The sequence below is a fragment of the Frigoribacterium sp. CFBP 13605 genome (genome assembly GCF_014839405.1).
Lineage (GTDB): Bacteria > Actinomycetota > Actinomycetes > Actinomycetales > Microbacteriaceae > Frigoribacterium.
In genome coordinates this window covers 1-21,680 of record NZ_JACYNS010000039.1, presented here as the reverse complement: position 1 = coordinate 21,680, position 21,680 = coordinate 1, and the positions used below count along the sequence as shown (strand labels likewise).

General features: G+C 71.0%; 24 protein-coding genes and 1 tRNA gene. 16 read left to right on the top strand and 9 right to left on the bottom strand.

What is annotated here, in order from left to right:
* Together IFT36_RS09400 and IFT36_RS09395 are read left to right on the top strand one after the other, a co-directional pair.
* On the top strand, positions 1 to 541 hold a 541-nt coding region (locus tag IFT36_RS09400), incomplete at its 5' end, for a mannosyltransferase YkcB-related protein (protein WP_463671333.1).
* 176 nt (positions 542 to 717) lie between these two features.
* Positions 718 to 793, top strand: a tRNA-Arg gene (locus IFT36_RS09395).
* Between the two features lie 235 nt (positions 794 to 1,028).
* Here the strand turns inward: IFT36_RS09395 and IFT36_RS09390 are convergent.
* The 3 genes from IFT36_RS09390 to IFT36_RS09380 all read right to left on the bottom strand — a co-directional run bounded on the left by IFT36_RS09390 (position 1,029) and on the right by IFT36_RS09380 (position 3,472).
* Complete coding sequence (locus IFT36_RS09390; protein WP_200412969.1) at positions 1,029 to 1,895, bottom strand: hypothetical protein; 867 nt, start codon at positions 1,893 to 1,895, stop codon at positions 1,029 to 1,031.
* A 102-nt stretch (positions 1,896 to 1,997) separates the two neighbouring features.
* Positions 1,998 to 2,294, bottom strand: a complete 297-nt coding sequence (locus IFT36_RS09385; RefSeq protein WP_236557023.1) for a hypothetical protein — start codon at positions 2,292 to 2,294, stop codon at positions 1,998 to 2,000.
* 158 nt (positions 2,295 to 2,452) lie between these two features.
* Positions 2,453 to 3,472: an aldo/keto reductase gene (locus tag IFT36_RS09380; RefSeq protein WP_173152568.1), complete on the bottom strand. Its 1,020-nt coding sequence runs from the start codon at positions 3,470 to 3,472 to the stop codon at positions 2,453 to 2,455.
* A 47-nt stretch (positions 3,473 to 3,519) separates the two neighbouring features.
* Here IFT36_RS09380 and msrA point away from each other — a divergent pair, with 47 nt between their 5' ends.
* The 6 genes from msrA (at position 3,520) to IFT36_RS09350 (ending at position 7,818) form a co-directional block, all read left to right on the top strand.
* Positions 3,520 to 4,047: a peptide-methionine (S)-S-oxide reductase MsrA gene (msrA, locus tag IFT36_RS09375; RefSeq protein ID WP_200412968.1), complete on the top strand. Its 528-nt coding sequence runs from the start codon at positions 3,520 to 3,522 to the stop codon at positions 4,045 to 4,047.
* Positions 4,048 to 4,102: 55 nt separating this feature from the next.
* Complete coding sequence (locus tag IFT36_RS09370; protein ID WP_056048425.1) at positions 4,103 to 4,318, top strand: hypothetical protein; 216 nt, start codon at positions 4,103 to 4,105, stop codon at positions 4,316 to 4,318.
* A 122-nt stretch (positions 4,319 to 4,440) separates the two neighbouring features.
* Complete coding sequence (ssb, locus tag IFT36_RS09365; RefSeq protein WP_200412967.1) at positions 4,441 to 5,043, top strand: single-stranded DNA-binding protein; 603 nt, start codon at positions 4,441 to 4,443, stop codon at positions 5,041 to 5,043.
* 100 nt (positions 5,044 to 5,143) lie between these two features.
* Positions 5,144 to 5,605, top strand: coding sequence for a DUF6993 domain-containing protein (locus IFT36_RS09360; protein WP_056048423.1), 462 nt, complete (start codon positions 5,144 to 5,146; stop codon positions 5,603 to 5,605).
* Between the two features lie 37 nt (positions 5,606 to 5,642).
* On the top strand, positions 5,643 to 7,328 hold the full coding sequence (ettA, locus tag IFT36_RS09355; protein WP_056048420.1) for an energy-dependent translational throttle protein EttA: 1,686 nt from the start codon (positions 5,643 to 5,645) through the stop codon (positions 7,326 to 7,328).
* A gap of 16 nt (positions 7,329 to 7,344) precedes the next feature.
* A complete protein-coding gene (locus tag IFT36_RS09350; protein WP_056048417.1) occupies positions 7,345 to 7,818 on the top strand; it encodes an acyl-CoA thioesterase in 474 nt (157 codons plus the stop codon).
* 16 nt (positions 7,819 to 7,834) lie between these two features.
* Here the strand turns inward: IFT36_RS09350 and IFT36_RS09345 are convergent, their stop codons facing one another.
* Positions 7,835 to 8,704, bottom strand: a complete 870-nt coding sequence (locus IFT36_RS09345) for an acyl-CoA thioesterase (RefSeq protein ID WP_236557022.1) — start codon at positions 8,702 to 8,704, stop codon at positions 7,835 to 7,837.
* A gap of 21 nt (positions 8,705 to 8,725) precedes the next feature.
* Between IFT36_RS09345 and IFT36_RS09340 the strand changes: the two genes are divergently transcribed.
* Positions 8,726 to 9,397, top strand: a complete 672-nt coding sequence (locus IFT36_RS09340; RefSeq protein WP_192122682.1) for a hypothetical protein — start codon at positions 8,726 to 8,728, stop codon at positions 9,395 to 9,397.
* A 51-nt stretch (positions 9,398 to 9,448) separates the two neighbouring features.
* Here the strand turns inward: IFT36_RS09340 and IFT36_RS09335 are convergent, their stop codons facing one another.
* From IFT36_RS09335 to pepN, 3 genes are all read right to left on the bottom strand, one after another.
* Positions 9,449 to 9,934: a globin gene (locus tag IFT36_RS09335; RefSeq protein WP_173152551.1), complete on the bottom strand. Its 486-nt coding sequence runs from the start codon at positions 9,932 to 9,934 to the stop codon at positions 9,449 to 9,451.
* The gene (locus tag IFT36_RS09330) at positions 9,931 to 10,932 is read right to left on the bottom strand and encodes a mechanosensitive ion channel family protein (protein ID WP_056048409.1); all 1,002 of its coding nucleotides are present in this window, start codon (positions 10,930 to 10,932) and stop codon (positions 9,931 to 9,933) included. Before IFT36_RS09330 ends, IFT36_RS09335 begins: the two co-directional genes overlap by 4 nt.
* A 128-nt stretch (positions 10,933 to 11,060) precedes the next feature.
* Positions 11,061 to 13,601 (bottom strand): aminopeptidase N, encoded by a 2,541-nt coding sequence (pepN, locus tag IFT36_RS09325; RefSeq protein ID WP_200412966.1) that lies wholly within the window; start codon positions 13,599 to 13,601, stop codon positions 11,061 to 11,063.
* 91 nt (positions 13,602 to 13,692) lie between these two features.
* On the opposite strand from pepN, the gene IFT36_RS09320 reads away from it, so the two are divergent.
* The 5 genes from IFT36_RS09320 to IFT36_RS09300 all read left to right on the top strand — a co-directional run bounded on the left by IFT36_RS09320 (position 13,693) and on the right by IFT36_RS09300 (position 18,040).
* Positions 13,693 to 14,319 carry a DsbA family protein gene (locus tag IFT36_RS09320; RefSeq protein WP_200412965.1) on the top strand — a complete coding sequence of 209 codons (627 nt, stop codon included), beginning with the start codon at positions 13,693 to 13,695 and terminating at the stop codon, positions 14,317 to 14,319.
* Between the two features lie 21 nt (positions 14,320 to 14,340).
* On the top strand, positions 14,341 to 14,826 hold the full coding sequence (locus IFT36_RS09315; protein ID WP_043597130.1) for a ribose-5-phosphate isomerase: 486 nt from the start codon (positions 14,341 to 14,343) through the stop codon (positions 14,824 to 14,826).
* A gap of 106 nt (positions 14,827 to 14,932) precedes the next feature.
* Positions 14,933 to 15,907: an Fpg/Nei family DNA glycosylase gene (locus IFT36_RS09310; protein ID WP_173152533.1), complete on the top strand. Its 975-nt coding sequence runs from the start codon at positions 14,933 to 14,935 to the stop codon at positions 15,905 to 15,907.
* Between the two features lie 4 nt (positions 15,908 to 15,911).
* Positions 15,912 to 16,535 carry an FMN-binding negative transcriptional regulator gene (locus IFT36_RS09305; RefSeq protein WP_200412964.1) on the top strand — a complete coding sequence of 208 codons (624 nt, stop codon included), beginning with the start codon at positions 15,912 to 15,914 and terminating at the stop codon, positions 16,533 to 16,535.
* Positions 16,532 to 18,040: an amidohydrolase gene (locus tag IFT36_RS09300; RefSeq protein ID WP_200412963.1), complete on the top strand. Its 1,509-nt coding sequence runs from the start codon at positions 16,532 to 16,534 to the stop codon at positions 18,038 to 18,040. The genes IFT36_RS09305 and IFT36_RS09300 overlap by 4 nt, the downstream gene beginning before the upstream one ends.
* Before the next feature lie 77 nt (positions 18,041 to 18,117).
* On the opposite strand, the gene IFT36_RS09295 is transcribed toward IFT36_RS09300, so the two are convergent.
* On the bottom strand, positions 18,118 to 18,606 hold the full coding sequence (locus IFT36_RS09295) for a Dps family protein (RefSeq protein WP_200412962.1): 489 nt from the start codon (positions 18,604 to 18,606) through the stop codon (positions 18,118 to 18,120).
* 186 nt (positions 18,607 to 18,792) lie between these two features.
* Here IFT36_RS09295 and IFT36_RS09290 point away from each other — a divergent pair, with 186 nt between their 5' ends.
* Positions 18,793 to 20,301, top strand: a complete 1,509-nt coding sequence (locus IFT36_RS09290; RefSeq protein WP_200412961.1) for a sensor histidine kinase — start codon at positions 18,793 to 18,795, stop codon at positions 20,299 to 20,301.
* A gap of 29 nt (positions 20,302 to 20,330) precedes the next feature.
* A complete protein-coding gene (locus IFT36_RS09285) occupies positions 20,331 to 20,999 on the top strand; it encodes a response regulator (protein WP_056048385.1) in 669 nt (222 codons plus the stop codon).
* A 66-nt stretch (positions 21,000 to 21,065) separates the two neighbouring features.
* On the opposite strand, the gene IFT36_RS09280 is transcribed toward IFT36_RS09285, so the two are convergent.
* Positions 21,066 to 21,680: SGNH/GDSL hydrolase family protein (locus IFT36_RS09280; protein WP_200412960.1), on the bottom strand; the 615-nt coding region annotated here is incomplete at its 5' end.

Sequence of the window (21,680 nt, the reverse complement as noted above, 5' to 3'; positions counted from 1 at the left end):
CGGCGGCTTCGGCGGTCGCGGCGGGGCCGCTGGTGGCGCGCCCGGTGGCGCGGCTGGCGGAACGCCCCCGCAGCTGCCGGGCGGCACCGGCGGGGGAGCGGGCACCGGCACCGGCACCGGGGCCGGAACCGCAGGAGGCGCGGGTACGGCCACGCGCGGACTCCCCGGTGGCGGGGGCGGAGCCGGCTCGCTGCTCGGCTCGGGCTCGGTCAGCGACGAGCTCGCTGCCGTGGTCGGCGCGGACGCGGACCGGTACACCTGGGTCGCCGCGGCCGTCGGGTCGAACAGCGCGGCGGGCTACCAGCTCGCGACCGACGACCCGGTCATGGCGGTCGGCGGGTTCAACGGCAGCGACCCGTCACCGACCCTGGCGCAGTTCGAGCAGTACGTCGCCGACGGGCAGATCCACTGGTTCGTCGGAGGGACCGTCGGGCAGTCGAACGGCGGCAGCTCGTCCTCGAGCGAGATCGCGGCCTGGGTCGAGGCGAACTTCTCCTCGACCGAGGTCGACGGGGTCACGCTGTACGACCTGAGCAGCTGACCGACCGGACGTCGCCACCGGTCCGCCCGGCCGCCCCGCACCTCCGGGGCGCGCGAGACACCGCGTTTCGTGCACCGCACCGCGACTAGTCGGGGCGCGGTGCACGAAACGCGGTGCGGAGCCTGGCTGGACCGCTACCGGGACGGAGGAGCGGGCACGGTATCGTGGTCGGGTTCGCCCCCGTAGCTCAGCGGATAGAGCAGGAGCCTTCTAATCTCTTGGTCGCAGGTTCGATTCCTGCCGGGGGCACCACGCAGCCGAGACCCTCGCGGTGCTTCTCATCTCTTGGTCGCAGGTTCGATTCCTGCCGGGGGCACCACGCAGCCCATGATCTACGCGGTGCTTCTCATCTCTTGGTCGCAGGTTCACGATGTTGATGACGCTGGCTGCCGGGGGCACCACGCGACACCCCCCCACACGACGACGCGCCCCCGATCGAGGTCGGGGGCGCGTGGTCGTTCGTTCGCGTGGTCGTTCGTTCGCCGGGTCAGTCGTCCGCGCGTTCGGGTGTCGTCCGGCGTCGGACCTGGCTCGCACTGACCGGCTGCTCGAAACGCTCGTCGTCCATCGCGTCGTCGCGGGTGTCGTCGTGGCTCGCGTCAGCCGGCGTGACCGCCGGTGCCTCGGGCGCGGACACCGGCGATGGTCCGGCCAGCGGGGCGGGAGCCGTCGGTGCCCGGTAGGCCTCGTCGCCACCGCGAATCGGGGCATCGTCGAGGGCCGCGGGGCGGAGCGCTGCCGAGGGTGCGGCACCCGAAGGCGCGGAGGCCTCGGCACGACGCTGCTCGGTCGCCGCCGCAGCCCGCTGCTCGGCCTCCCAGGCCTTCTGCTTCGCGGCCGTGTCTCGGTCGACGTCGGCTTCTTCGTACTTCCAGCGGGCGAGATCGTCGCGGAAGAGCTTCTTGGCCCGCCCGGGGCGGTTCTGCCACTCGACGAGGCGGTCGCGGAGTTCACCCAGCGTCTGCTCGGACTGGAAGCTGAAGGACGCCGAATTGCGCTTGATCTCGGCCAGTTCGTGAGCCGCCCAGTCGGCGGCGAGGGTGCTGCCGGTCGCGGGCGACAGCCGCAGTCGGACGTCGGCTTCGTGGCCGAGGTGATCGGCATAGGCGCGCTCCTCGACTCCGAGCGAGCTGTAGACGGCACCCTTGCGGGCCGCCGAGACGAGGGCCGCGACCGCCGCCGCTTTCGCCTCGTCCTCGTGCAACGACACGACCCGCCGCGTGCTCGCCCGGCCGATGAGGGCTGCGACGATGCCTGCCACGACGATGGCGACGAAGGGGATCACCGCATCGGTGACGACACGCCACCCGTTGTCCGAAGAGAGCCATTCGACGAGATCGTTCCACCACTGCATGGGGCGAACACTACAGCCGAGGTCGAAGGTTGCACGGCTGCGACATGCTGTCGAGCCCGCCGTCGGGGACGCCGTCACGGTGCTCCGGCGGAGGCGTCGGGATCAGGCGAACCGGAAGCAGTCGGTGGCGTCGTCGCGACTCCAGAACTCGCCGATCTCGACGAACCGACGCTGACGGGGCAGGAACCGCTTGGCGCGGTAGCGATCACCCTGCGGGTCGTCGAAGCGCTCGACGTAGCCCACGATCTCGCCACCGGGTCGGGTCACCCGGGCGAGGTCGTCGTGCACCTGGACGAGCTGTAGGCCGCCCCGGGTCGAGCGCAGGGAGGGGAGGGGAACGCCCGCGTGAGCGTGCGGCGCAGGCGGGACGATCGCGTGGTCGAGGGTGCTGCTGGTCATGAGGTGCTCCTGAGGTCATCCGGCCGATGCTGTCGAGAACACCCCTGACGCTAGGGGTGACCACCGACATCGACGTCGGACACCTCGGACACCTCGGACACGTCGGACGCGTCGGGCGCCTGGAGGGCGCGGTGCCCCGTCGGCACCGCGCCGTCCGGTCAGCGGCCGGTGCCGTCGACCGCCAGCGGCTCGATCGCCGCGAGCTCGTCCTCGGTCAGCTCGGCACCGTCGAGCGCGTCGAGGCTGTCGTCCAGCTGGGCCACCGACGAGGCGCCGATGAGGGCGCTGGTCACGGCGGGTTGGCGCAGCACCCAGGTCAGCGAGAGCTGCGCGAGCGACTGGCCCCGCGCCTCCGCGATCTCGTTCAGGCCGCGGACGCGGGAGAGGTAGGTCTCGTCGAGGGCGTCCTCGGAGAACCACCGGCCCTCGGCAGCGCGCGAACCCGCGGGAGCACTGCCCGAGAGGTAGCGGTTCGTCAGGAGGCCCCCGGCCAGGGGCGAGAACACGATCGAACCGACGCCGCGGGTCAGGAGGGTGTCGAAGAGCCCTCGCTCGGGCCGGCGGTCGAACATGTTGTACCGCGGCTGGTGGATCAGCAGGGGCACGCCCTCGGCGGCCAGGGCGTCGATCGCGGCCTCGGTCTGCGCCGGGTCGTAGTTGGAGATGCCGGCGTAGAGCGCCTTGCCCTGCCGGACGGCCGTCGCGAGCGCCCCCATCGTCTCGTCGATCGGGGTCTCGGGGTCGGGGCGGTGCGAGTAGAAGATGTCGACGTGGTCCATGCCGAGCCGCCCGAGGCTGGCCTCGAGCGAGTTGAGCAGGTACTTGCGCGACCCCCCGTCGCCGTACGGCCCGGGGGTCATGTCGTAGCCCGCCTTCGACGAGACCACGATCTCGTCGCGGTAGGGGCGCAGGTTCGCCGCGGCGATGCGACCGAACTGTTCTTCGGCCGAGCCGTAGGGCGGGCCGTAGTTGTTCGCCAGGTCGAAGTGGGTGACCCCCCGGTCGAACGCGCGCAGCACGATGTCGCGCTGCGTCTCGAGGCCCCGGTCCGAGCCGAAGTTGTTCCAGAAGCCGAGGGAGATGCGGGGCAGCCGGAGTCCGCTGCGGCCGGTACGGACGTAGTCGAGTCGTGAGTACCGTGCGTCGTCGGCGACGTAGGGCGTGAAAGGTGATCTCATGCGGTCAGCCTAGGGCGGGCCCTCGGCTCGGGAGTAGGTTCACGGGCATGACGACGTTCGTTCTGGCCGGTGGGTGCTTCTGGTGCCTCGACGCGGTCTACCGCACCCTCGACGGCGTCACCGAGGTGGTCTCGGGTTACACCGGCGGAGACACCGAGCGGCCGAGCTACGACGACGTGTGCACGGGCCGCACGGGTCACGCCGAGGCCGTCGCGGTCGGCTTCGACCCCGAGAAGCTCCCCGCCGACGTCGTCCTCGACGTCTTCTTCACCCTGCACGACCCGCGGCAGCTGAACCGGCAGGGCGCCGACGTCGGCACCCAGTACCGCTCGGCGATGTTCGCCGCCGACCACGACCAGGAGGCGCTCTTCCAGGCGGCCCGTGACCGCGCCTCCGAGGCCTGGGGCGGCGGTGTCGTCACGACGATCGAGCCGCTGTCCACCTGGTACGACGCCGAGGAGCACCACCAGGACTTCTTCGCCAAGAACCCCGGCCAGGGCTACTGCACCGCCGTCGCGCTGCCGAAGGTCACCAAGATCCGCAATTCGTACGCGAAGTACGTGCTCGCCTCGTAGACGGGTCACGCCGCCCGGTGTGACCGACCGAGAAAGAGGAAAGGGGCGCTCGACGATGAGTGACCAGAACACCTTGCACCGACAGACCTGGGTGGCCGTGGGCCCGGCAGGCGCGGTCGGGACCATCCTGCGGACCGACGGCGGCTTCACGGTGCGCCTGTCCGCGAAGGGAGCCGACGGCGGCGTCTACCCGAGCCTGGCCGTGGCCAAGAGCGCCCTGTTCGCGGCGTTGGGGCCCGGCGCCGACTACCCGGAGTTCCACGAACACTGAGGCCCGGTCGTCCCCGGACGACTTGTCGTCGTGTCGTCCCCCGGGCGGCCCCCGCGCCTCCTTCTCCACAAGGAGGCGCGGGTGCCGTCCCGGGGGTCCCTCGCCCCCGCGAGACTCCCGTCATGACAGACACCATCACCCTCACAGGGATCATCGCGACCGACCCCCGGGCCCTCGTCACGCAGACCGGCCTCTTCATCACGAGCTTCCGACTCGCCTCGACGCAGCGACGGTACGACCGCGTCAAGGGCGAGTGGGTCGACGGCGAGACCAACTGGTACACCGTGACGTGCTTCCGTCAGCTCGCCGACAACGTGCTGGCCAGCCTCCGCAAGGGGCAGCGGGTCGTGGTCACGGGGCGCGTCCGCATCCGCGCGTGGGAGTCGGGCGAGCGCAGCGGCATGACGGTGGAGGTGGACGCGGACGCGGTCGGTCACGACCTCGTCTGGGGCAGGTCGACCTTCGAACGGCGGGTGGCGTCCGCTTCGTCCGCCACGGCGGGCTCCTCCTCGGCCGCGGGCGGGGGCGATCCGACCGTCGCCTCCGACGAGAGCGGCTCGGCACCCGAGACGGAGGCGGACCACGGAACCGGTCACGGAGGCCCCTCGGACGGTGCGGCGACGGATGCGTCGTCGGACCCCGACCGGGTGGCGATCCCCGACGACGGCGCGGACTGGGGTGCTCCCGCGGCCGTCGGCGCGGACGAGGTGGCGGCCCCGTTCTGACCACCCCGGTGACGCCCGTGTCCCGGGCCCGTGGGTCGGCACGCCGTAGACTCCTCACGGCTCGCCGACCCGCGGCCGCCGCCAGCGACGAAGGGCCCCCGTGACCGGTTCGAGACCTCCACGCGGCCTGGCGCTCGCCGCGATCGTGCTGGCCGTGGCGATCCCCCTCGTGGGGTGCACCTCGTCGCCCGAGCCGTCACCGACGCCGTCGTCCGTCGCCCCGTCGACGGACGCCCCGCCGTTCTCGTCCACGTCCACGACGGCCGAGGCGCTGGCCCACTTCGACGAGGTGAACGCCGCGACCGTCGCGGCGAACGCCCGCCCGGGTGGGCGCGCCGTCGTCGACGCGCTGGTGGCGGCCGGCTTCGACAAGTCGACGATGCAGGTCACCGCCGACACGACCTCGATCGGCCGCGACGCCGACAGCGTGCAGTTCTCGGTGCTCTGGGGTCAGGACTGCCTGATCGGGCAGGTCTCGGGCGCGGGCTACAGCAGCCAGACGGCGCCGGTCCTCGGCACGGGCGCCTGCCTCATCGGGTCGACCCGAGCCATCGACTGGTGACGTCGGGGGCGGGGCCCCGCCCGATAGACTCGCTGTCATGGCCGAATACATTTACTCGATGGTGCGCGCCCGCAAGGCGGTCGGCGACAAGCTGATCCTCGACGACGTCACCATGTCGTTCATCCCGGGGGCGAAGATCGGTGTCGTGGGGCCGAACGGCGCCGGCAAGTCGACGATCCTCAAGATCATGGCGGGGCTCGACACCCCCAGCAACGGCGAGGCGAAGCTCAGCCCCGGCTACTCGGTCGGCATCCTGATGCAAGAGCCCGAACTCGACGAGACCAAGACCGTCCTCGAGAACGTGCAAGAGGGCGTGGGGCCGATCAAGCAGAAGCTCGACCGCTTCAACGAGGTCTCGGCCGCCATGGCCGAGCCCGACGCCGACTTCGACGCGTTGCTCGCCGAGATGGGCACCCTCCAAGAAGAGATCGACGCCGCCGACGCCTGGGACCTCGACTCCCAGCTCGAGCAGGCCATGTCGGCCCTGCGCACGCCTCCGGGCGATGCCGAGGTCGCGAACCTCTCCGGTGGTGAGAAGCGTCGCGTCGCGCTGTGCAAGCTGCTGCTGCAGAAGCCCGACCTGCTGCTCCTCGACGAGCCCACCAACCACCTCGACGCCGAGAGCGTGCTCTGGCTCGAGCAGCACCTCAGCAAGTACCCCGGCGCCGTGCTCGCCGTGACCCACGACCGGTACTTCCTCGACCACGTCGCCGAGTGGATCGCCGAGGTCGACCGCGGCCGCCTCTACCCCTACGAGGGCAACTACTCGACCTACCTCGAGAAGAAGGGCGAGCGCCTCCAGGTCCAGGGCAAGAAGGACGCCAAGCTCGCCAAGCGCCTCGCGTCCGAGCTCGAGTGGGTCCGGAGCAACGCCAAGGGCCGTCAGGCGAAGTCGAAGGCACGTCTGGCGCGCTACGAAGAGATGGCGAACGAGGCCGAGCGCACGCGCACCTTGGACTTCGAAGAGATCGTGATCCCCGTGGGCCCGCGTCTCGGCTCACAGGTCATCGACGCCAAGAAGCTCCACAAGTCGTTCGGCGAGCGTGTGCTCATCGACGACCTGTCGTTCACGCTGCCCCGCAACGGCATCGTCGGCGTCATCGGGCCGAACGGCGTCGGCAAGACCACCCTCTTCAAGACGGTCGTCGGCCTCGAGCCGCTCGACGGTGGCGAGCTCAAGGTCGGCGAGACGGTCGACATCTCGTACGTCGACCAGAGCCGTGGCGGCATCGACCCCAACAAGAACCTGTGGGAGGTCGTCTCCGAGGGGCACGACTACATCCAGGTCGGCAAGACCGAGATCCCGTCGCGGGCCTACGTGTCGCAGTTCGGCTTCAAGGGTCCCGACCAGCAGAAGAAGGCCGGCGTGCTGTCGGGTGGTGAGCGCAACCGCCTCAACCTGGCGCTGACGCTCAAGCAGGGCGGCAACCTCCTCCTGCTCGACGAGCCCACCAACGACCTCGACGTCGAGACGCTGGGCAGCCTCGAGAACGCGCTCCTCGAGTTCCCCGGCTGCGCCGTGGTCATCACACACGACCGGTGGTTCCTCGACCGCATCGCCACGCACATCCTCTCGTGGGAGGGCCTGAACGACGACGGCACGCCCAACTGGTACTGGTTCGAGGGCAACTTCGAGGCGTACGAAGAGAACAAGGTCGAGCGCCTCGGCGCCGACGCGGCGAAGCCGAGTTCGGCCACGTACCGCAAGCTCACGCGCGACTGACCGGCACCGCACCGTCATGACCCGCCTGCACGTGCCGACCCGAGTCCGCTGGAGCGATCTCGACGGGTACCGTCACGTGAACAACGCGTCGATGCTGCGCCTCCTCGAGGAGGCGCGCATCGACGCGTTCTGGTCTGCCGACGGGGCGATCGACGAACGGTCCTCGGCCGCCGTCCTCGACGGCAGTCCGAACGCCGCGACGATGACGCTCATCGCCCGGCAGGAGCTCGAGTACCTCGTCCCCATCCCGTACCTGCGGGCCCCGCTCGACGTGCAGATCTGGGTCGGGCGACTCGGCGGGGCGAGCCTCGAGGTCTGCTACGAGGTCTGGTCGCCCGAGGGCGTCGAGCCCCGGACGCTGTTCACGAAGGCCGCCACCACCATCGTGCTGGTCGACTCGGCGACGAATCAGCCCCGGCGCATCTCCGACGTCGAGCGCGACGCCTGGTCGCCGTTCGTCGAAGAACCCCTGGCCTTCCGCCGGCGCTGACCAGGAACGTGGCGGGTCAGCCTCGCGGCACCCGCACCATGCCCTCTTGTGCGACGCTCGCCACGAGAGTGCCCGCGCGGTCGTAGATGCGCCCGAGCGAGAGGCCACGTCCGCCCACCGCATTGGGGCTCTCTTGCACGTAGAGAAGCCATTCGTCGACGCGGGCGGGACGGTGCCACCACATGGCGTGGTCGAGGCTCGCGGCCTTGAGCCCGGGGGTGACGAACGCGACGCCGTGACGGCGGTAGATCGGTTCGAGGAGGGTGTAGTCGCTCGCGTACAGCAGGGCGGCACGGTGCAGGTCGGCATCGTCGGGCAGTGGGCCGGTGGCCTTGAGCCAGACGGCCTGGTGCGCGACGTGGTCGCCCTCGACGCTGAAGAAGACCGGCGACGGCACGTGGCGCATGTCGAACGGCCGCCGGGCCCACGACTGGGCGACGGGGTTGTCGACCGCGGACAGTAGCTCGGCGTCGCTCGGGACGTCCTCGGGATCGGGAAGACCGGAGGGCATGTCGACCTGGTGGTCGAGCCCCTCGTCGGGGGTCTGGAAGGACGCGATCATCGAGAAGATCGGCACGCCGTCCTGCGACGCCTGGGTGCGACGGGTCGCGAACGACCGGCCGTCGTGGATGCGGTCGACCGTGAACGTGATGGGGATGGTGAGGTCGCCGGGCCGCAGGAAGTACGAATGCAGCGAGTGGACGTCGCGTCCGCCCCCGACGGTGCGCTGGGCGGCGACGAGGGCCTGCGCGGCGACCTGGCCGCCGAACACGCGACCGAGCGGCTCGGGCTGTGACCCACCCGTGAAGACGTCCTGACCACCGACGTTGCCCGCCGGCGAGAGGTCGAGGGTGGACAGCAGGCTCTGCAGCGGATCGTCGGTCACGCGATGTAGTTTAGGGGGCCGATGAACGACGCATTCACCCTCCCCGACTCCCTGTCCCTCAGCGATCTCGCGACCTATCTCGGGCGTGCGGGCCGGGTGGAGGACGGCTCGGTCCGGCTCATCGCCGGCTCCGGTGTCCTGGCCGTCTACGTCGCCGTGTTCTACCCGATGGGTCTGCTCGACTCGAGCCCCACCGTGCTGGGGCTCCGCACCTTCCAACTCGACGACCGCCCCGAGTTCGACGCCGTGGTCCCGGTCCGGTCGCTGAAGGAGCGCCTCGTACGCCTGCAGAACGACGTCGTCGACCCGACCGCTGCGGTCACCGCGTCCGTGCCCGCCACGGTCAACACCGTGACGTGGGCAGCGATCTCGCCGCCACGCGGGGGCTGGACGCGACTCGGCCCGATCGAGGCCGACCGCCTCCGATCGACCGCCGAGGCCGGAATCGCCCGCGTCGCCGAGGCGATCCCCACGGGCACCGGTGAGCAGATCGTGCACCGGGTGCGAGCCGACGTGTGGTCGGCCCCCGTCGAGGGTGCCGAGGGGGTTCCCGCCGGAGCCGGCTTCGGTGCCCTCAGCCTGGGATTCCTCGACGGCGAGGACGAGGTCGCGGTGTTCGAGACCGGCACGTGGACCCGCCTCACGACGCCCAAGGGCCACGTGCTCGTCAAGCGGCGCTCGTCCCTGCTCTGACGATCGGCCCGGCGGTGGGCGGTCCGAGGCGGGCGGCCCGGCGGTGGGCGGTCAGCGCTCGAACGTGTTGACCATGGCCTGCGCGGCGCGATCCAGGTAGCCCCAGAGCATCGCGTCGTCGAGCGGAGCGAGTTCGAGTTCGTCGACGGCCACCCGCATGTGCTGCAGCCAGTGGTCACGTGCCTCGGGCGTCACCCGGAACGGCATGTGCCGCATGCGCAGGCGGGGGTGCCCGCGCTCCTGGCTGTAGGTGGTGGGGCCGCCCCAGTACTGCTCGAGGAACCCCGTCAAGCGTTGGATCGCGCCCTCGAGATCCGCTTCCGGGTACATCGGCCAGAGCACCTCGTCGGTCCGGACCCCCTCGTAGAAGCGGCGGACCAACTTCTCGAAGGTCGGCCGCCCACCGATCTGCTGCCAGAAGTTGCCCTGGGCGGCGTCGTCACCGAGGCCCCGCCGGACGGTGACCGGCACGGCAGACGGCGGGGGAGTCACGGGCTGAGCGGTGGACGGGCGCGGCGTCAGCGGCAGGTCGGTCATTTGCGCTTGCTCCGCGGCACGTGGGGCGTCGGCGCCGTGCGGGGCGCCCGGGCGCCCTGGACCGAGGAGGCGCTGTCGAAGCCGGTGAGGACGACGCTCGTCAGCGAGGGCAGCACGATGTCCATGGCGTCCAGGGTCTTCTTGAGACGGGACCGCAGCTCCCGGTCGACGTTGTCACGGTCGGCGGACCGTGTCTTGGCGACGATGCGGATGACCACGTGCTCCTCGGCGATCGACTGGATTCCCCAGACCTCGGGCTGGTCGATGATGGCGCGCCTCCACTTCGGGATCGCGGCGAGCTCGTTCGCGGTGTTCAACATGGCGTCCTGCACCTGGTCGACGTCGGCGGAGTAGGGCACGGCGAGGTCGATGACCACGCGCGTCCAGCCCTGCGACATGTTGCCCACGCGCAGGATCTCGCCGTTGCGGACGAACCACAGCACGCCGTTCACGTCGCGGATCTGCGTGACGCGGATGCCGACGGCCTCGACGACGCCGGCCGCGGGCCCGACGTCGACGACGTCGCCCACCCCCAGCTGATCTTCGGCGACCATGAAGATGCCGTTGAGCATGTCCTTGACGATGTTCTGGGCGCCGAACGCGAGTCCGGCACCGACCACGCCCGCCGCGCTGACGATCGCGACGGCGTTGAAGTTCAGTTCGCCGAGGATCAACACGAGCGCGATGCCCGCGACGACGACCGTCACCACGTTGTTCAGCACGCTGCCGAGCGTGCGGGTGCGCTGGACGACCCGGACGGCCTGCAGCGGCGAGGCCATGAGGGCCTGCGTGTCGTCGACGTTCTGCTTCCGCTTGATTCCGTTCACGACCTGGTCGACGACCCGCCGGATGGTGAAGTGCAGGGCGACGCGCAACAGCACCGCGACGAGCAGGATCGCCACGATGCGGATGGGAACGCGCCACATCGTCCAGAAGGCGTCCCAGTCGAAGGCGATCGGGGCGGCGGGGTCGGTGGCGGCAGCGAGGAGGAGGTCCATATGAGCGACAAGTCAAGCACGCCACCGCAACCCCACCCGGGAGGTGCCTGGACGCCGGAACGGCGGGCCCTGTGAGAGGGCCCGCCGTCCGGGTCGGTCGTCGGGTCGTCGCGCGACCCGGGGCACGACTACTGCTGGTCGACCGCCTGCACCCGCAGGGCCCGCTCGACGCCCGCGACGCTCTCGCTCACGATGCGGCGCAGGGCCGGCGTCTCGGGGTTCGCCTCGAGCCACGCGTACGACGCGTCGACGAGGGCCTGGTCGGCGAGGCCGGCCGGGTACAGCCCCGAGACGAGGGTGTCGGCGATGTGGTAGCTGCGCGACTCCCAGATGCCGGTGAGGGACGAGAAGTAGCGCTCGACGAGCGGCTGCAGGATCGCCGGGTCGTTCGTGTGCTGGAACCCGAGGGTCGTCGCCCGGACGATGGCGTTGGGCTGCTCGGCGCTGTCGACGACCGACGCGAAGGCGGCGAGCTTGCCCTCGGTGGTCGCGATCGTCGCGCGGGCCCGCGCGGCGGCCTGGGCGCCGTTCGCCGTGTTGTCCTCGGCGAGGGCGGCGTCGATCTCGGCCTCGCCGGCACCGCCGACGAGCACGAGGCCCTCGAGCAGCTGCCAACGCAGGTCGGTGTCGACGGTGAGGCCCTTGAGAGCGAGCGATCCGTCGAGCAGGCCGGCCAGCGCCTCCCGGTGGGTCTCGGTCGACGCGATCGCGGCGAAGAAGGTGACGAACTGGAACTGGGCGTCCGACCCGGCCTCGGCACCCTGGGCGAGGGCCCAGAGGCCGTCGCCGACCTCGGTGATCGTGGAGGTGCGGCGCGCGGGGGCGACGTAGCTGCGGGCGGTCTGCAGCAGCTGTGAGAGCGTGGTGCGGATCGTCGTCGACTCGGTCTCGGTCGCGATGTTGTCGAGCACGAGACGCACGTAGTCCGAGGCCGAGGTCTCGGCGTCGCGCGTCGCGTCCCAGACCGAGCCCCAGACGAGGGCGCGGGCCAGCGGGTTCGAGATCTTCGAGAGGTGGGTGATGGCCGTGGCGAGCGACGCCTCGTCGAGTCGGATCTTCGCGTAGGCGAGGTCGTCGTCGTTGATCAGCACGAGGTCGCCGCGGTTCAGGCCGACCAGCTCGGGGACCTCGGTACGGGGGCCGTCCACGTCGATCTCGACGCGGTCGGTGCGGACCAGGGCGTCGCCCTGCAGGGCGTAGAGGCCGATGGCGAGGCGGTGCGGGCGGATGGTGGGGTGGTCGGCGGCCGCCTCCTGGAGCACGGCGAACGAGGTGATCACGCCGTTCTCGTCGACCTCGAGCTCGGGACGCAACGTGTTGACGCCCGCGGTCTCGAGCCAGAGCTTCGACCAGCTGGTCAACTCGCGGCCCGAGGTGGCCTCGAGTTCGACGAGCAGGTCGCTCAGCTCGGTGTTCGAGTGGTGGTGCTTCTTGAAGTACGCGGCGACGCCGGCGTAGAAGGCGTCGATGCCCACCCAGGCGACGAGCTGCTTGAGCACCGACCCGCCCTTGGCGTAGGTGATGCCGTCGAAGTTGACCTGGACGTCCTCGAGGTCGTTGATCGTGGCGACGACGGGGTGCGTCGACGGCAGCTGGTCCTGGCGGTAGGCCCAGCTCTTCTCCATCGCCTGGAAGGTGGTCCAGGCCTCGGTCCACTCGGTCGCCTCGGCGGTCGAGATGGTCGAGGCCCACTCGGCGAACGACTCGTTCAGCCAGAGGTCGTTCCACCACTTCATCGTGACGAGGTCGCCGAACCACATGTGCGCGAGCTCGTGGAGGATCGTGACGACGCGGCGTTCCTTGATGGCGTCGGTCACCTTGCTGCGGAAGACGTAGGTCTCGACGAAGGTGACGGCACCCGCGTTCTCCATGGCACCGGCGTTGAACTCGGGCACGAAGAGCTGGTCGTACTTGTCGAAGGGGTACGCGTAGTCGAACTTCTCTTCGTAGTAGGCGAAGCCCTGACGGGTCTTCTCGAAGATGTAGTCGGCGTCGAGGTACTCGGTGAGGGATCGGCGCGTGAAGATGCCGAGCGGGATCGTGCGGCCGTCGGAACTGGTGAGGTCGCTGCGGACCACGTCGTACGGGCCGGCGATGATCGCCGTGACGTAGCTCGAGAGCACGGGCGTGGGCGAGAAGGTCCAGGTGCCGGTCTCACCGTCGACGACGGGTTCGGGCGTGGGCTGGTTGCTGACGACCTGCCAGCGTGTGGGTGCGGTGACCGTGAACTGGAACGTCGCCTTGAGGTCGGGCTGCTCGAAGACCGCGAAGACGCGGCGGCTGTCGGGCACCTCGAACTGCGAGTAGAGGTAGACCTCGCCGTCGACCGGGTCGACGAACCGGTGCAGGCCCTCGCCGGTGTTGGTGTACTCGGCATCGGCGACGACCTCGAGCACGTTCTCGGCGGCCAGCTCGGCCAGCTGGATGCGCACGCCGTCGGAGACCGCGTCGACGTCGAGCGCGGTGCCGTTGAGGGTCACCGAGTGCACGGTGCGGGTGAGCGCGTCGATGAAGGTCGACGCTCCGGGGGTGGCGGTGAAGCGCACGGTGGTCGAGCTGCCGAACACCTCGTCGCCGCGGGTCAGGTCGAGGGCGATCTCGTACGACTGCACGTCGACGACGTTCTTGCGCTCTTGCGCCTCGACGCGGGTGAGGTTCTCTCCGGGCACGCTGGCTCCATCCGTCTGGGGGGTGAGGGGGGACTCGTGGTCCGCTGAAAGCCTAGACCGGCTGTACGACGCCGGGGTGTTGACTGAGGGCATGACCGACACCCCCGCTCCCGCGTCCCACACCGTCGTCGACTTCTGGTTCGACCCGTCGTGCCCCTGGGCCTGGATGACCAGCCGCTGGGTCGACGAGGTCGCGAAGCACCGTGACCTCGACGTCACCTTCCACGTGATGAGCCTCGCGGTCCTCAACGAGGACGCCGACGTCAGCGACGAGTACAAGGCGAACTTCGCCCGCATGCTGCGCTACACGCGGCTCGTCACGGCCGCAGGTGAACTCCACGGTCAGCAGATCGTCAAGCCGCTCTACGACGCCCTCGGCACCCGCATCCACCACGAGGGCGAGAAGGACGGCGACGTCGTCGTCGCCGGTGCCGTGGCCGAGGTCGGACTGCCCGCCGACTTCGCGCGGTACGCGGACGGCGACGAGTACGACGAGCAGATGCGTGCCAGCCACTTCGACGGCATCGGCCGAGTCGGCCAGGACGTCGGCACGCCCGTCATCTCGGTCGACGGCGTCGCCTTCTTCGGCCCCGTCATCTCTCCGGCGCCGAAGGGCGAGGAGGCGCTGCGGCTGTGGGACGGCGTCGTCGCCGTGGCCTCGTACCCCGGCTTCTTCGAGATCAAGCGCACGCGCACGGTCGGGCCGATCTTCGACTGAGCCGGTCGTAGGATCGTCTCCATGCGCATCCACGTGGCGACCGATCACGCCGGCCTCGACTTCAGCACGACCGTCATCCAGCACCTCACCGACGCGGGCCACGACGTGACCGACCACGGTCCGACGAGCTACGAGCCCCTCGACGACTACCCGTCGTTCTGCATCGCGGCGGCCCGGGCGACCGTGCGCGACCAGCGTGCCGGCCACGAGGCGCTGGGCGTCGTCTTCGGCGGCTCGGGCAACGGTGAGCAGATCGCCGCGAACAAGGTCGAGGGCGTCCGTGCCGCCCTGGTCTGGAACGACTCGACCGCCAAGCTCGCCCGCCAGCACAACGACGCGAACGTCATCGCGATCGGGGCGCGCCAGCACACAGAGGCCGAGGCCCTGGCGTTCATCGACGCCTTCGTCGCCGAGCCGTTCAGCCACGACGAACGCCACGTGCGCCGCATCGCGCAGGTCGGCGAGTACGAGACCACGGGCGCCATCGCCGGTCACCCGGTCGACTGACGACGTAACGTCGAGAGCGGCGGGACCCCGACCGGGGCCTCGCCGCTCCGTCGTCTCCGGCGTCACGCCCGAGACCGTTCCATCGACCACCGAGAGAGGTGTCGCCGTGCCCGAGGGCCATTCCGTCCACCGCATCGCCAACCAGTTCGAGCAGAGCTTCGTCGGCCACCGAGTCCGGGTGAGTTCGCCCCAGGGTCGGTTCGCCGACGGGGCGACGAGGCTCGACGGCGCCACGATGGTCGACTCCAAGGCCGTCGGCAAGCAGATGTTCCTCGAGTTCGACAACGGCCTGTGGCTGCACGTGCACCTCGGGCTCTATGGCGCGTGGGACTTCGCGGGCGCCATCGCCACGGGCCATTCGATGGCCGAGTCCCGGACTCGCCGGGCGGCCACCCGCAAGGCCGAGAACGCCCCCGACGACGACGGCGAGGACTCGATGGCCAGCATCGGGGCGCCACGCCGGTCTCGCGTGCGCATGGCCGAGCAGGAGAAGACCGAGGACGACATCGACTCGTTCCCGCCCGAGCCCGTCGGGCAGGTGCGCGTGCGGCTGCTGACCGACACCGCGGTCGGCGACCTCCGTGGCCCGACGAAGTGCGAGGTGCTCGACGCGGCCGGGGTCGACCTGGCGATCGCCAAGCTCGGTCCCGACCCCCTCGTCGACTCGCCGAAGAAGGGCGCCGACCGATTCGTGTCGATCGCGGGCAAGAAGCGCACCCCTATCGGCCTCTTGCTGATGGACCAGAGCGTGGTCAGCGGCATCGGCAACATCTACCGCGCCGAGTTGCTGTTCCGGGCCCGGCTCGACCCGCACACTCCCGGCAACCAGGTTCCCGAAGAGGTCCTGCGCGCCCTCTACAAAGACTGGACGAAGCTGCTCAAGAGCGGCGTGGAGCTCGGCCAGATGATGACCATGGACGGTCTCACCAAGTCCCAGCACGCCAAGGCCCTGCGCAGCCGGGCCGACCGGCACTGGGTCTACCACCGCGAGGGTCTGCCCTGCCGGGTCTGCGGGACGAACGTCGTGATGGAGATGGCCGCGGGTCGCAAGCTGTACTGGTGCCCGACCGACCAGACTTGATCGCATGCGGCACACCCCCACGTTCGTCCTGTCCGACGTCGACGAGGTCAAGAGGCTGATCCACGAGAACCCGTGGGCGACGATCGTGTCGCACACGGCGGCCGGTCTCGTCGCGTCGCACTACCCCGTCGTGCTCGAGCAGGACGACGCCGACCCGGGGGCCATCGTGCTCGTCAGTCACGTCGGTCGTCCGGACGAGCGCGCGCACGAACTGGGCGAGCACGAGATCATGCTGATCGTCCAGGGCCCGCACGGCTACGTCTCGCCCGGCTGGTATCCGGCCGAGCAGATCATCCCCACCTGGAACCACGTCACGGCGCACCTCTGGGGCACCCCCGAGATCCTCTCGGACGACGAGAACTTCCGCGTGCTGGGCGAGCTCGTCGACCACTTCGAGCGCGTCATGCCCGAGCCCTCGACCCTCACCCTCGACGACGAGGGCTCTCGCCGGGTCGCGAAGGGCACCGTCGGCATCCGGCTGCGCGTGACCCGGTTCGACGCCCGCGCCAAGCTCAGCCAGAACAAGGCACCCGAGGTCGTCGACCGCATCGTGGACGAGCTCGAGCACGGTGAGCACTACGCGCAGCCGGCGCTCGCCGCCGAGATGCGTCGGGTGCGCGACCGATGACGGTCGACGCAGGCACCCGGGCCGAGGAGGCGCGGAGCACGCTCCTGACGGGCGCCCGCCTGGTCGGCGGCGGGCCCGCTCCCGTGGACGTCCTGCTCGACGGCGGCCGCGTGGTCGCGCTCGCGTCCGGCCCCGCCCCCGTCGGTGCCGAGGTGGTCGACCTCGACGGCCGCTGGCTCGCCCCGGGCCTCTGGGACTCCCACGTCCACATGGACCAGTGGGCGTTGGTGCGCCGACGACTCGACCTGTCGCGGGCACGGTCCGCCGCCGAGGCGGCCTCGATCGTGGGGGAGCGCCTCCGCGTCGAGCCGGTCGAGGCGGGCGGGACCCTCGTCGGCTACGGCTTCCAGGACGCCCTCTGGCCCGATGCTCCGAGCCGCGCGCTCCTCGACTCGGTGGCCGGTGACGTGCCGGTCGTCCTCGTGAGCAACGACCTGCACTCCGTCTGGCTCGACTCGTCCGCCCTGGCCCGTCACGGTCACGCCGACCACCCGACCGGCCTGCTGCGCGAGCAGCCGGCCTTCGACGTCAGCGCCGCGGTGAGCGTCGTACCGGACGAACAGCTCGACGGGTGGGTCGCCGAGGCCGTCGACGCGGCCGCCGCACGGGGGGTCGTCGGCGTCGTCGACCTCGAGATGACGCTGTCGCTCGACCGCTGGACACGTCGGGTGGCCGGAGGCACGCGGGGCCTCCGCATCCGTCCCGGGGTCTACCCCCGCGACCTCGACGCCGTCGTCGCCCGCGGGCTGCGCACCGGCGACGTGGTCCCGGGCACCGAGGGCCTCGTCACCATGGGGCCGTTCAAGATCATCACCGACGGCTCCCTCGGCACCCGCACCGCGTGGTGCCACGACCCGTACCCCGGGCTCGAGGGCGACCCGGCTGCTCGGGGGGTGCGCATCTACGAGACCGACGAACTCGTCGGGTGGCTGCGCCGCGCCTCCTCGGCGGGACTCGTCCCGGCCGTGCACGCGATCGGCGACGCCGCGAACGCCCAGGCGCTGGACGCCCTCGAGCTGGTCGGCTGCGGGGGCAGCATCGAGCACGCCCAACTGCTCGACCTGCACGACGTCGACCGGTTCGCGCGCCTCGGCATCGTGGCCAGCGTGCAGCCCGAACACGCCATGGACGACCGCGACGTCGTCGATCGGCTCTGGGTGGGCCGCTCCGAGCGTGCCTACGTCTTCGAGAGCCTCGTCGCCGCCGGCGTCCGCCTGCAGCTCGGTTCGGATGCGCCGGTCGCCCCGCTCGATCCTTGGGTGGCGATGGCCGCGGCGATCTCGCGCTCGCGCGACGGACGCGAGGCGTGGCACCCCGAACAGCGACTGGTCGCCTCGGCGGCGCTCGCCGCCTCGACGGGCGGTCGAGCCACGGTCGAGGTCGGCTCCGTCGCCGATCTCGTGGTCACCGAGGTCGATCCGCTCGCCGCGTCGGACGACCAGCTGCGCCGGATGCCCGTCGTCGGCACGGTCCTGGCGGGTCGGTGGACGCACCGCACGCTCTGACGAGGCGGTGCCGACCCGACACGGCGAAGGCCGCCACCCCGTGCAGGGTGGCGGCCTTCGTCCGTCTGGCGATGAGGTCAGCCGGCGACGTGCGCGGCGAGGAACCAGCGGTCCTTCTCGAGGCCCCGCGAGATCTCGATCGCGACGTCCTGGCTCGAGGCGTCGAGCTCGCCGAGCTCGTCGATGGCCTCGCGGACGGCGACGAGCGAAGCGTCGATCTGGGCGACCAGCTCGGCGATGGTGACGTCGATCTGGTTGAAGCCCGGGGAGGTCGGGGGGATGACCGTCTTGGCGGCGACGGTCTCGATGCGACCGTCGACCGGCAGGCCGAGGGCGACGACGCGCTCGGCGGCGAGGTCGGCCCACTCGCGGGCGTGGTCGACGACCACGTCGATGAGTTCGTGGACGGCGACGAACGCGATGCCGCGCACGTGCCAGTGGGCCTGCTTGCCGTTGACCGACAGGGCCGTCATGTCGGTGACGACCTGGCTGAGGAACTGGGCGACGCCGGCGGCGACGTCGGGGTCGACGGAACCCTGGGGGACGGTGCGGGTGATGTCGGTCATGACGTGGTCCTTTCCTAGACGATGGAGGCAACGCTAGACGTCTGGGAGAATTCCGCAAGCAAGCTGAGGCTCGGCTCACCTAGGCCAGCCTCACCTCACCACGGGTCGTGAGGGGGGATAACCCCACCGGCGGTCCGGGCGCTGGCACCATGGGGTGGACGCCCCGTCCGGACCAGGCTCGAAGGCATGATCCAGGAGACCACCATCACCGCCGCCAACCCCTACCTCTCGCCCCCGTCCCGCCCCGGCGGCTACCGACGCCGATGGCGCGAGTTGCCCCGCGAACTCGGCTACGTCGCGCTCTCGGCCGTCCTCGTCGTCATCGTGACGGTGGCCGCCTCGTTGTTCCTGCACACGGTCAGCGGGTCGAGCGACTCGTTGTTCACCCTCGTCTTCCTCGCGATCGTCGTCTTCGGCGCGCTGTGGATCGCCCGGTGGTTCGGCACCTTCGAGGTGCTCCGCCTGGGCTGGGCCAGCGACCGTCCGATCCGACCCGTCGACTGGACTCCCAACACCGCATGGGGTCGGTCCACGAACCGCTTCGTGCGGGCGGTCTCCGTCTTCGCCAACCCGCACTACTGGCTGTACCTGCTCTACGGCGTCGTGGTGTTCCCGATCGTGGCGGGCTTCACGTCCTTCGTCCTCGTGGGTCTCCTGGCCGGCCCGGTGCTCGCCGTCCTGGGGGTCGTGCTCGTCTTCCAGGCGTTGCCGCCGTTCGACACCTTCAACTGGGCGTCCGCGATAGGCAACGGCGGAGGCGCGGTGCTCGTCGTCCTCGCCCTCGCGCTCCTCGCGGGCGTCGTGCTCGTCTATCCCTACGTCGTGCACGGGTTCGTGGTCATGCACCAGGCGATCGCCGCCGTCATGCTCGGGGGGTTCCGCAGCGAGCAACTCGAGGTCGAGCTCGCCGACCGCGAGATCTCGCGCACGGCGGCCCTGTCGGCCGAGGGCACGGCCCTCCGCCGGCTCGAGCGCGACATCCACGACGGACCGCAACAGCGTCTGGTGCGTCTGCAGATGGACCTCGCCGCGGCGTCCCGCGCCGTCGACACCGACCCCGAGAAGAGCAAGACCCTCATCGAGGAGGCGCGGGTCCAGTCCCGCGAGGCCCTCGAGGAGCTGCGTGCCCTGTCCCGCGGTTTCGCGCCTCCGTTGTTGATGGACCGGGGCCTCGTGGCGGCGCTCGAGTCGCTCGTCGACCGCTCGGTGGTGCCCACCACGATGCTCGACCGGGTGCCCGCGCACGTCGTGATCCCGAGCGACATCGAGCGCAACGCGTACTTCATCGCGTCCGAACTGGTGACGAACACGGGCAAGCACGCCGGGGCGGCCAGCGCCGACCTCGTGCTGCGCACGAGGCAGGCTCCCGACGGCATCGGCACCCTGCTCGAGCTCGTGGTGACCGACGACGGGCGCGGCGGCGCCGGCCTGCGCGACGGCCACGGTCTCGCCGGGGTGCAGGAGCGACTGGTGGGCCTCGGCGGCTTCCTCGACATCAGCAGCCCGCAGGGCGGGCCGACCATCGTCACGGTGAGCATCCCGATGACGATCGAGGTGCCGAGCAACCCGACGCTGCCGCTGCCGACCGAGCCGCTGTCGCCGTTCTCGTCGACGGCCGTGACCGAGCCGCTGTCCGACGCCGCGCTGCCCGACGGGCCGCTCGACCCGCCGGCCGGGCCGCCCGCGCGACCGTAGTCCGTGGGCCGCGCCCCTAGTCTGGACGCGTGAGTCTCGAGAGCCCCTCCCGTCAGCCCCTCCGTGTCGTCGTCGCCGACGACTCGGTGCTGCTGCGGGAGGGGCTCGTCCGACTGCTCGACGAGATCGGGGTCGACGTCGTGGGGGCGTACGGCGACGCCGACGCCTTGTTGGCCGACCTCGACGAGGTCCGTCCCGACATCGCCGTCCTCGACGTCCGCATGCCGCCCACGCACACCGACGAGGGCGTCCGGGCCGCGATCGAGGCGCGACGCCGTCGGCCCGACCTCGGCATCCTGCTGCTGTCGCAGTACGTCGAGGTGGCCTACGCCCGCGACCTGCTCGAAGCGGGCTCGGGCGGGGTCGGCTACCTGCTCAAGGACCGCATCGCCTCGTTCGACGAGTTCCGTGACGCGCTCGGGCGGGTGTCCGACGGCGGCACGGTCCTCGACCCGCAGGTCGTCTCGCAGTTGCTGGGCCGTCGCAGCGATCCGCTCGCCGCGCTCACGCCGCGGGAGCGGGAGGTCCTGACGCTGATGGCCGAGGGTCGCACGAACGCCGCCATCGCGGCCGAACTGGTCATCGGAACGGGTGCGGTGGAGAAGAACGTCACCTCGATCTTCCAGAAGCTCCTGCTGGAAGACAGCGGCACGGACCACCGCCGGGTGCTCGCCGTGCTGGCCTTCCTGCAGCACTGAGTCGACGCGTCCCCCGCGTCGGCATCGCGCCCCTGACCGGGCGGCCGAGGTCGAGGACGGGCGTCGTCAGCTGGTCGTGCCCGGAGGGGTGTCGGCCGGGTCGGCGGGGGAGTCCGCCTGGGGGGCGACGACCCGGGCGCCGGCGACGTCGAGGACGACGTCGCGCAAGGCGTGGCCGACGGCTTCGTACCCGGCCGTCGTGGGGTGGATGCCGTCGACGGTCGTGCCGGCGGCGAAGACGTCGCCCGCCCGCGCGAACCCCCAGGGGTCGGTGAAGGTCCAGCCCTTGTCGGCGACGTGGCGTTCGAGCTGTGCCTCGTACCGGGCCGCGGCCCGGGGTGCACGGTCGTAGGGCGGGATCGCGGCCACGACGACGTGCTCCGGCCGGATCGTGTCGACGATGGCGTCGTACGACGAGGCGGACTCGGCGAAGCTCGTGCCGAGGCGCACGTCGTTCGTGCCCGACATCAGGACCAGGACGTCGACGTCGGCGACGGGCCGCACCGCGGCGGCCTGTTCCTGCACGGTCGAGCCGCCCTTCGCGTAGCCGCCGACGTAGTCGACGCCGTCGCCCTGGGCGTAGGTCATCCAGGTGTCGGCGGTGAGACCCTCGCTCAGCAGGCGCCCTCCGCCGGCCGTGAGCGAGTCGCCGACGATCGCGACCCGCACCCCGCCCGAGGT

Excerpts from the sequence above, each read along its gene's own strand:
- IFT36_RS09390 (WP_200412969.1), bottom strand. The coding sequence starts at position 1,895 with ATGCAGTGGTGGAACGATCTCGTCGAATGGCTCTCTTCGGACAACGGG.
- IFT36_RS09385 (WP_236557023.1), bottom strand. The coding sequence starts at position 2,294 with ATGACCAGCAGCACCCTCGACCACGCGATCGTCCCGCCTGCGCCGCAC.
- IFT36_RS09380 (WP_173152568.1), bottom strand. The coding sequence starts at position 3,472 with ATGAGATCACCTTTCACGCCCTACGTCGCCGACGACGCACGGTACTCA.
- msrA (WP_200412968.1), top strand. The coding sequence starts at position 3,520 with ATGACGACGTTCGTTCTGGCCGGTGGGTGCTTCTGGTGCCTCGACGCG.
- IFT36_RS09370 (WP_056048425.1), top strand. The coding sequence starts at position 4,103 with ATGAGTGACCAGAACACCTTGCACCGACAGACCTGGGTGGCCGTGGGC.
- ssb (WP_200412967.1), top strand. The coding sequence starts at position 4,441 with ATGACAGACACCATCACCCTCACAGGGATCATCGCGACCGACCCCCGG.
- ettA (WP_056048420.1), top strand. The coding sequence starts at position 5,643 with ATGGCCGAATACATTTACTCGATGGTGCGCGCCCGCAAGGCGGTCGGC.
- IFT36_RS09350 (WP_056048417.1), top strand. The coding sequence starts at position 7,345 with ATGACCCGCCTGCACGTGCCGACCCGAGTCCGCTGGAGCGATCTCGAC.
- IFT36_RS09340 (WP_192122682.1), top strand. The coding sequence starts at position 8,726 with ATGAACGACGCATTCACCCTCCCCGACTCCCTGTCCCTCAGCGATCTC.
- IFT36_RS09335 (WP_173152551.1), bottom strand. The coding sequence starts at position 9,934 with ATGACCGACCTGCCGCTGACGCCGCGCCCGTCCACCGCTCAGCCCGTG.
- IFT36_RS09330 (WP_056048409.1), bottom strand. The coding sequence starts at position 10,932 with ATGGACCTCCTCCTCGCTGCCGCCACCGACCCCGCCGCCCCGATCGCC.
- IFT36_RS09320 (WP_200412965.1), top strand. The coding sequence starts at position 13,693 with ATGACCGACACCCCCGCTCCCGCGTCCCACACCGTCGTCGACTTCTGG.
- IFT36_RS09315 (WP_043597130.1), top strand. The coding sequence starts at position 14,341 with ATGCGCATCCACGTGGCGACCGATCACGCCGGCCTCGACTTCAGCACG.
- IFT36_RS09305 (WP_200412964.1), top strand. The coding sequence starts at position 15,912 with ATGCGGCACACCCCCACGTTCGTCCTGTCCGACGTCGACGAGGTCAAG.
- IFT36_RS09300 (WP_200412963.1), top strand. The coding sequence starts at position 16,532 with ATGACGGTCGACGCAGGCACCCGGGCCGAGGAGGCGCGGAGCACGCTC.
- IFT36_RS09295 (WP_200412962.1), bottom strand. The coding sequence starts at position 18,606 with ATGACCGACATCACCCGCACCGTCCCCCAGGGTTCCGTCGACCCCGAC.
- IFT36_RS09290 (WP_200412961.1), top strand. The coding sequence starts at position 18,793 with ATGATCCAGGAGACCACCATCACCGCCGCCAACCCCTACCTCTCGCCC.